This window comes from Arsukibacterium sp. UBA5043 (assembly GCA_002415085.1).
Taxonomy (GTDB): domain Bacteria; phylum Pseudomonadota; class Gammaproteobacteria; order Enterobacterales; family Alteromonadaceae; genus Alishewanella.
Window position 1 is genome coordinate 173,421 of sequence record DIBV01000016.1, and the last position, 6,212, is coordinate 179,632.

General features: G+C 48.0%; 4 protein-coding genes. 3 read left to right on the forward strand and 1 reads right to left on the reverse strand.

Features of this window, described 5'->3' with window-relative positions; genetic code table 11:
- Positions 1-4: 4 nt before the first annotated feature.
- Complete coding sequence (locus tag B2Q61_RS13925) at positions 5-754, reverse strand: hypothetical protein (protein ID WP_290618147.1); 750 nt, start codon at positions 752-754, stop codon at positions 5-7.
- A 192-nt stretch (positions 755-946) separates the two neighbouring features.
- On the opposite strand from B2Q61_RS13925, the gene uvrD reads away from it, so the two are divergent.
- From uvrD to B2Q61_RS13940, 3 genes are all read left to right on the forward strand, one after another.
- A complete protein-coding gene (uvrD, locus tag B2Q61_RS13930) occupies positions 947-3,118 on the forward strand; it encodes a DNA helicase II (protein WP_290618145.1) in 2,172 nt (723 codons plus the stop codon).
- The gene (locus B2Q61_RS13935) at positions 3,119-5,182 is read left to right on the forward strand and encodes a GNAT family N-acetyltransferase (RefSeq protein ID WP_290618143.1); all 2,064 of its coding nucleotides are present in this window, start codon (positions 3,119-3,121) and stop codon (positions 5,180-5,182) included.
- 93 nt (positions 5,183-5,275) lie between these two features.
- A complete protein-coding gene (locus B2Q61_RS13940) occupies positions 5,276-6,073 on the forward strand; it encodes a hypothetical protein (RefSeq protein WP_290618140.1) in 798 nt (265 codons plus the stop codon).
- Positions 6,074-6,212: the final 139 nt, after the last annotated feature.

A 6,212-nucleotide genomic window follows, 5' to 3' on the forward strand; every position in this document is an offset into this window, starting at 1 on the left:
ATAATCAAACTAATGAAACCTGACAGTTGATATAAAAATCGATAACCGGTTTAGAATTATGCAGGCCATTCAACCTGCAATAAGGCTTTCCAGCAATTTCAGTGGTTTGCCAGCTTAATTCTGGTAGCAGAATCGGTAGTACTGCTACAGCACAATCGGAAACACTGCCGCCATTAACTAGCTTAGTTGCGCTAATAAACGGCTTGTTTTTAATTAACCCAACCGGAATAGTCAGGCTGTGTCTTTCAGCCAATTTATTGGCAATAACGTCTATCTCGCCCGCAGCTGAAATTCGCAGGTCATAACTTAAATAAACGCTGGTGCTGTCAGTACGCTCAGGGTAATTCACGGTTATGCGCTTAACCTGGCGATTAACCTCGACTGCATTCTCAGAGTAGCCAACCGTGAAATCGGCAGGGTTAAGCCAAATCGATTTGGGTTTAAACAAGTCAACCAACGGTTGCCAGAAAGGATCGGCAGTTCTGTTATGCAATGTTTGCATTGCGATATTCAGTTGACCCAGTCTGGTGCTATCGAAAGTATGCTCAATAGCCAGTAACTCATTACTATCCTGGCAGCTGGCCGGCGCTGCATCGGCAAACCGCTTAAGTGCCATATCAGGTAGCAGTTCAATGCTTAGCTGCTTATGCGCCGTGCCGGTTACCGGTTGATCCTCACCGCCGATCGCCAGCGATAGTAAAACCACCGCTATAGCAACCATCCCCACAAGACTTACAATCAATTTATAGGGCATGCGGCTATCCTGATGATTGTTTTTTAAGCAAAATATAACCAGTTCCTGAATTAAATACCAGTTATTTATCTGGACAAAAAGGCAATAACCACTCCAGACACTGGTTATTTATCCACTAAAATTCTGTTGCTTTACTTGGCGCTTACCGCAGGGCTGTTATAATGGCCGCAAATGGTTTACTGAGATGTGCTGATGGATGTATCCAACCTGCTGGATGGCTTAAACGATAAACAACGTGACGCGGTGGCTGCGCCTGCGCAGCATATGCTGATTTTAGCCGGTGCCGGTAGTGGTAAAACCCGGGTTCTGGTGCATCGTTTAGCCTGGTTAATGCAGGTAGAAACCGTCGCACCCTATAGCTTACTGGCGGTAACCTTTACCAATAAAGCGGCGCAGGAAATGCGTGGCCGGATTGAAAGTACTATCGGTGTCAGCTTAAACAACCTGTGGATGGGTACCTTTCACGGCTTGTCCCACCGGATGCTGCGGGCGCATTATCAGCAGGCCGGTTTGCCGCAGGGCTTTCAGATCATTGACTCGGATGATCAGTACCGTTTGGTGAAGCGGGTACTAAAAGCGCTGAACCTGGATGAAAAGCACTGGCCAGCCAAACAAATTCAGTGGTTTATTAATGGCCGCAAAGACGATGGTCAGCGCCCGGGTATGATTGATGCCGGCGGTGATTTCAGCCTGCAACAAATGGTTAAAATTTATGCTGCCTATCAGGAAATGTGTGACCGCGCAGGCTTAGTCGACTTTGCCGAAATTCTGCTACGCAGCTTTGAGCTGCTTAAAAACCATGCTGATGTGCGCGGCCATTATCAGCAGCGGTTCCGGCATATTCTGGTAGACGAGTTTCAGGACACCAATGCTATTCAATATAACTGGCTGAGGTTACTGGCCGGTACCGCGGCTAAAGTGATGATCGTTGGCGATGATGATCAATCCATTTACGGCTGGCGTGGTGCCAGAGTTGAGAATATTCAGCAGTTTTTGCGCGACTTTGATGGCGCAGAAACTATTCGTCTAGAACAGAACTACCGTTCTACTGCCACTATCTTAAAAGCCGCCAACGCGGTGATTGCCAATAACAGTGGCCGGCTGGGTAAAGACTTATGGACTGACGGCAGTGACGGTGAAACCATTTCACTGTATACCGCCTTTAATGAACTGGACGAAGCCCGCTTTATAGTCAGCCGTATTCGTAGCTGGCATAACCAGGGCGGCAGCCTGACCGAAAGCGCTATTTTATACCGTAACAATGCCCAGTCGCGGGTACTGGAAGAAGCGCTTATTCAGGAAGGCCTGCATTATCGTATTTATGGCGGTTTACGCTTTTATGAGCGACAGGAAATTAAAGATGCGCTGGCTTATTTACGCTTGATCAGCAACCGCCAGGATGATGCGGCGATGGAGCGGATTATCAATACCCCGGCCCGCGGCATTGGCGATACCACGATGAATAAGGTGCGACTACACGCCCGCAGTGAACAGCAGACTCTGTGGCAGGCGCTGCAGCAGATGTTACAGCAAAAGCAACTCAGTGGCCGCGCCGCCAATGCCATTGAACAGTTTATGCAGCTAGTTGATAAGTTAGAGCAGGAGCTAACTGATTTGCCGTTGTTTGAACAGGCTGAGCACATTATTAAACAATCTGGCTTATATGCGATGTATCAGGCCGAGAAAGGCGAGAAAGCCCAGACCCGGATAGAGAACTTAAATGAGCTGGTAACGGCCTGTCAGAACTTTAACAGCAACACCGTAGAAGATATGACACCGCTGGCGGCTTTTTTATCGCAAGCCGCGTTGGAAGCAGGTGATTATCAGGCTGAAGAGCATTCAGACGCGGTGCAATTAATGACCCTGCACAGCGCCAAAGGGCTGGAATTTCCGCTGGTGTTTATTTGTGGTCTGGAAGAAGGCATGTTCCCCAGCCAGCAAAGCGGTGATGACCCGACCCGCTTAGAAGAAGAGCGCCGGCTTTGTTATGTCGGCATGACTCGTGCCATGCAAAAGCTATATTTATGTCACGCCGAGAGTCGTCGTTTATATGGCCAGGAGCAATATCATAAAGCATCCCGCTTTATCCGCGAGATCCCGGTTGAATATCTTGAAGAAATTCGCTTAACCACCCAGGTTAGCCGGCCCACCCAGACTAATCGTTTTGGTAGTGCTGCCAGTCATGTTGCCTTTGAAAATACCGGTTTTCAGCTGGGTCAGCGGGTACTACATGAAAAGTTTGGTGAAGGTACCGTGCTAAATTATGAAGGCGTCGGCGCGCAATCACGCATTCAGGTTAATTTTGATCAGCTGGGTAGCAAATGGCTGATGACCGGCTACGCTAAGTTACAGGCCATTAGCTAAATGTCGCTAACGGCTTATTTGCAGCCGCTACTGGCGCAAGCAGCCACTCAGCATTGTCGGCTGCCAGTGCTGCTGCAGGGCGATGCTGAGCCCCTGCTAAACCAGGTTACGACGTTGCTGGCGCAGTTAAAACCAGAAAAACTATATTGGCTGGGCGACCAGGCGCCGGTTAACAGCATAGCCCTGCAAGCTGGCAATAATTATCAGCTGCTAGGCAGCGAATGCGATATGCTGATCATTAATGCGTTCAATGGATTTAATGCTGATCTCATCGCCGCCAGTGCAGGTTGTTTAAAAGCCGGTTGCTTGTGGCTAATTATGGCGCCAACTGATCAGAATTGGTGGCAGCAGCCTAACCCTGCTCATGCCAGACTTCTACCCTATCCACTGGATGCAGCTGCACATCAGGGACAGTTTATTGCGTTCTGGTTGGCCCGTCTGCAAGATTGCCCAATTGTTAAATTACAATTTAGTGATAACCAGCTTACGGTTACCCAAGCACTTGCGTTGCCTGACTTCACCAGCCCTGCATCAGTACAGGTACCTTATGCCAGCGCTGAGCAGCAATTAGCCGTAAACGCTATATTAAAAGTTGTATCCGGCCACCGTAAACGTCCACTGGTATTAGTAGCCGATCGGGGACGCGGTAAATCTGCGGCTCTAGGTCTGGCTGCAGCATTACTGGTGCAGCAGGGGAAAAAACAACTGGTGATCACTGCCGCCAGCCCAAATGCTGTGGTTACGGCAATTACTCATTATCAGAGCCAGATGGCGGATACGCCAGGCCTGCGCTTTATACCAGTAGACACCTTGTTGTCGGAAAAACCAGAACTTGATTTGCTGCTGATTGACGAAGCGGCAGCTCTGCCTACCGCCGTATTAAAGCAACTTGCCGATAACTACAGCAGAATTGTCTTTGCCACTACTGAGCATGGCTATGAAGGAACAGGCCGCGGCTTCCAACTGCGTTTTCAACGTTATCTTGAACAAACACAAAGTGGCTGGAAGCGCCTTCAGTTAACGCAGCCAGTGCGCTATCAGCAGCATGACCCGCTGGAGCAGCTTATTTTTGAAAGCTTTCTGTTGCGCCAGCCTGTAACAGCTTCGAGCTATCAACCAGATCAGCCCGTACAGCTGCGTCAATATAAGTGCAATGACTGGCTGGCAGCACCTGAGCAACTTGCCGCAGTATTTCATCTGCTTAGCCAGGCCCATTACCAGACTCAGGTAAAGGACCTGGCTGCACTACTTGATAATCCGCAGCTTAGTGTGATTGCGCTGTATCAGCACAATCGGTTATTAGCATGCGCTTTACTAAGCCATGAAGGTGATTTAGAACCAGAACTATGTACGCTGATTTATCATGGTAAACGGCGGGTTCAGGGACATTTGCTGGCACAAAGCCTGGCGTTTCATCTGGCAAAACCGCAACTTGCCGCTGATCGTTTGGTCAGGGTAATGCGGATCGCCGTCGAGCAGAACCTACAACGCCATGGGCTGGGCAGTCTATTATTAGCGGAACTGGCCAACAAATTAAAGCAACAGGGTATCAACTGGCTGGGTACCAGCTTTGGGGTAAGTCAGGGCCTGATAAGGTTTTGGCTGCAGGCAAAGTATATTCCAGTCAGGCTTAGTCATTTTGCTGACAACGCCAGCAGCGAACCCTCACTTCTGATGCTTCAGTCTCTTTCTGGTAAGGACGAAATTGTTCAACAGCTTTGCAAGCAGTTAGGTGAAGAGCTGTATCACTGCATATCGGAATATCCAGCAAATCTGAATTTTAAAGTGATTAGCGAGCTAATTCAGCCACCCGCGCGAGCGATCACTGAAAACGAGATTGCACAGCTGCAGCTATTTGCCCATGGCCAACGCCCTTACGAGCTTGTCGCTGGCTTACTGTTAAACTGGTTTAATCTGCATTTCCAGCAACTTGATCTTACTTCAGCAAGCATTTTAGCAGCCCGCTTATGGCACAAACAAAGCTGGCAGCAGATCTGCCAACGGTTTAACCTGGATGGCAAAGCTGCATGTATTAAACTTATCAGACAATCTATTTACGATTAGTTGAAACTGGTCTTGCCAGCAACACTGTTTTAACGATTAAAAAAGTGCTAATGTTCCGCGATTTTTATTTAATGCTGATAGTTAAACTCTTCTATGACGATAATAGCACCTTTATTACTTAGCCTTGCTGTCAACAGCACAGCAGGCTATAGCCAGACAGAATTGCGTACCTTGCAGTATGCAGTAAACAGTTATGCTTACAGCGCAGCGCTGGAGCAATTTTACCACCGCTGTGTTGAGCTTAACCCAGAGCAATACATGGTCAAAAAGCCAGACAATACACGTTTTCATAGCCTGTTGCAGCTGCAGCTGCAGCTTAACCCAGAGCAATTTATCAGCAATGTTGCCGCCAACCCTAAGTTTCAGCAGCGGGTTCCTGATGATATCGGCCTGACTGATTGTGCTAACCATGCCAGTTATCAGCGGGTTTTAGATAAGTATGAACTTGAATTATTTGCACTTGAAATTGCTTCTCCGGTTAAAGTAAATAAACAAAGCCCTGAAAGCCAGCGCAAACAATCGCAGCAGCTGAAAGTTAAACAAGCTAAGCAATTGCTTGAACGAAGTAAAGCCGTGGCAATGGTTAGCATTATCGACCGCAATAGCTTAAGCACGCTGGAACAGAGTGATTTTTTACATCCGGAATATAAAGGGCGCTACATATATAAAGTCGAGCTGGGCTGGCGTAATATTCCCGCCAGATATATGGGAATGCAAAACTACCTGACCGAACAGCAGTTTGCTGCAAGTCCGAAAAGCTCGCTGCTTTTGCTGGACCAGCATAATCAGTTTCTTAAGGTTTTCGACGAAGCGGAAGCCAAAGTTTATCTTAACCTGTTAGGTAAACCAGAATGGCATTTCGATAATCAGGGCAACCTGCAGCGTAAGTAAAACCTTAAGACTAACTCCTCCTCAATCCCCCTTTCTCAAAGGGGGATGCCAAAACGCACTCCGATATAGCATGACGATATAAACTCAGTAATAATCTCGGAGCTATAGAGTCGCATGGCGACTAAAACGCCGGGAGCGT

What these genes read in the sequence shown, in the direction of transcription:
- B2Q61_RS13925 (WP_290618147.1), bottom strand. Translation starts at nt 754, where the DNA reads ATGCCCTATAAATTGATTGTAAGTCTTGTGGGGATGGTTGCTATAGCG.
- uvrD (WP_290618145.1), top strand. Translation starts at nt 947, where the DNA reads ATGGATGTATCCAACCTGCTGGATGGCTTAAACGATAAACAACGTGAC.
- B2Q61_RS13935 (WP_290618143.1), top strand. Translation starts at nt 3,119, where the DNA reads ATGTCGCTAACGGCTTATTTGCAGCCGCTACTGGCGCAAGCAGCCACT.
- B2Q61_RS13940 (WP_290618140.1), top strand. Translation starts at nt 5,276, where the DNA reads ATGACGATAATAGCACCTTTATTACTTAGCCTTGCTGTCAACAGCACA.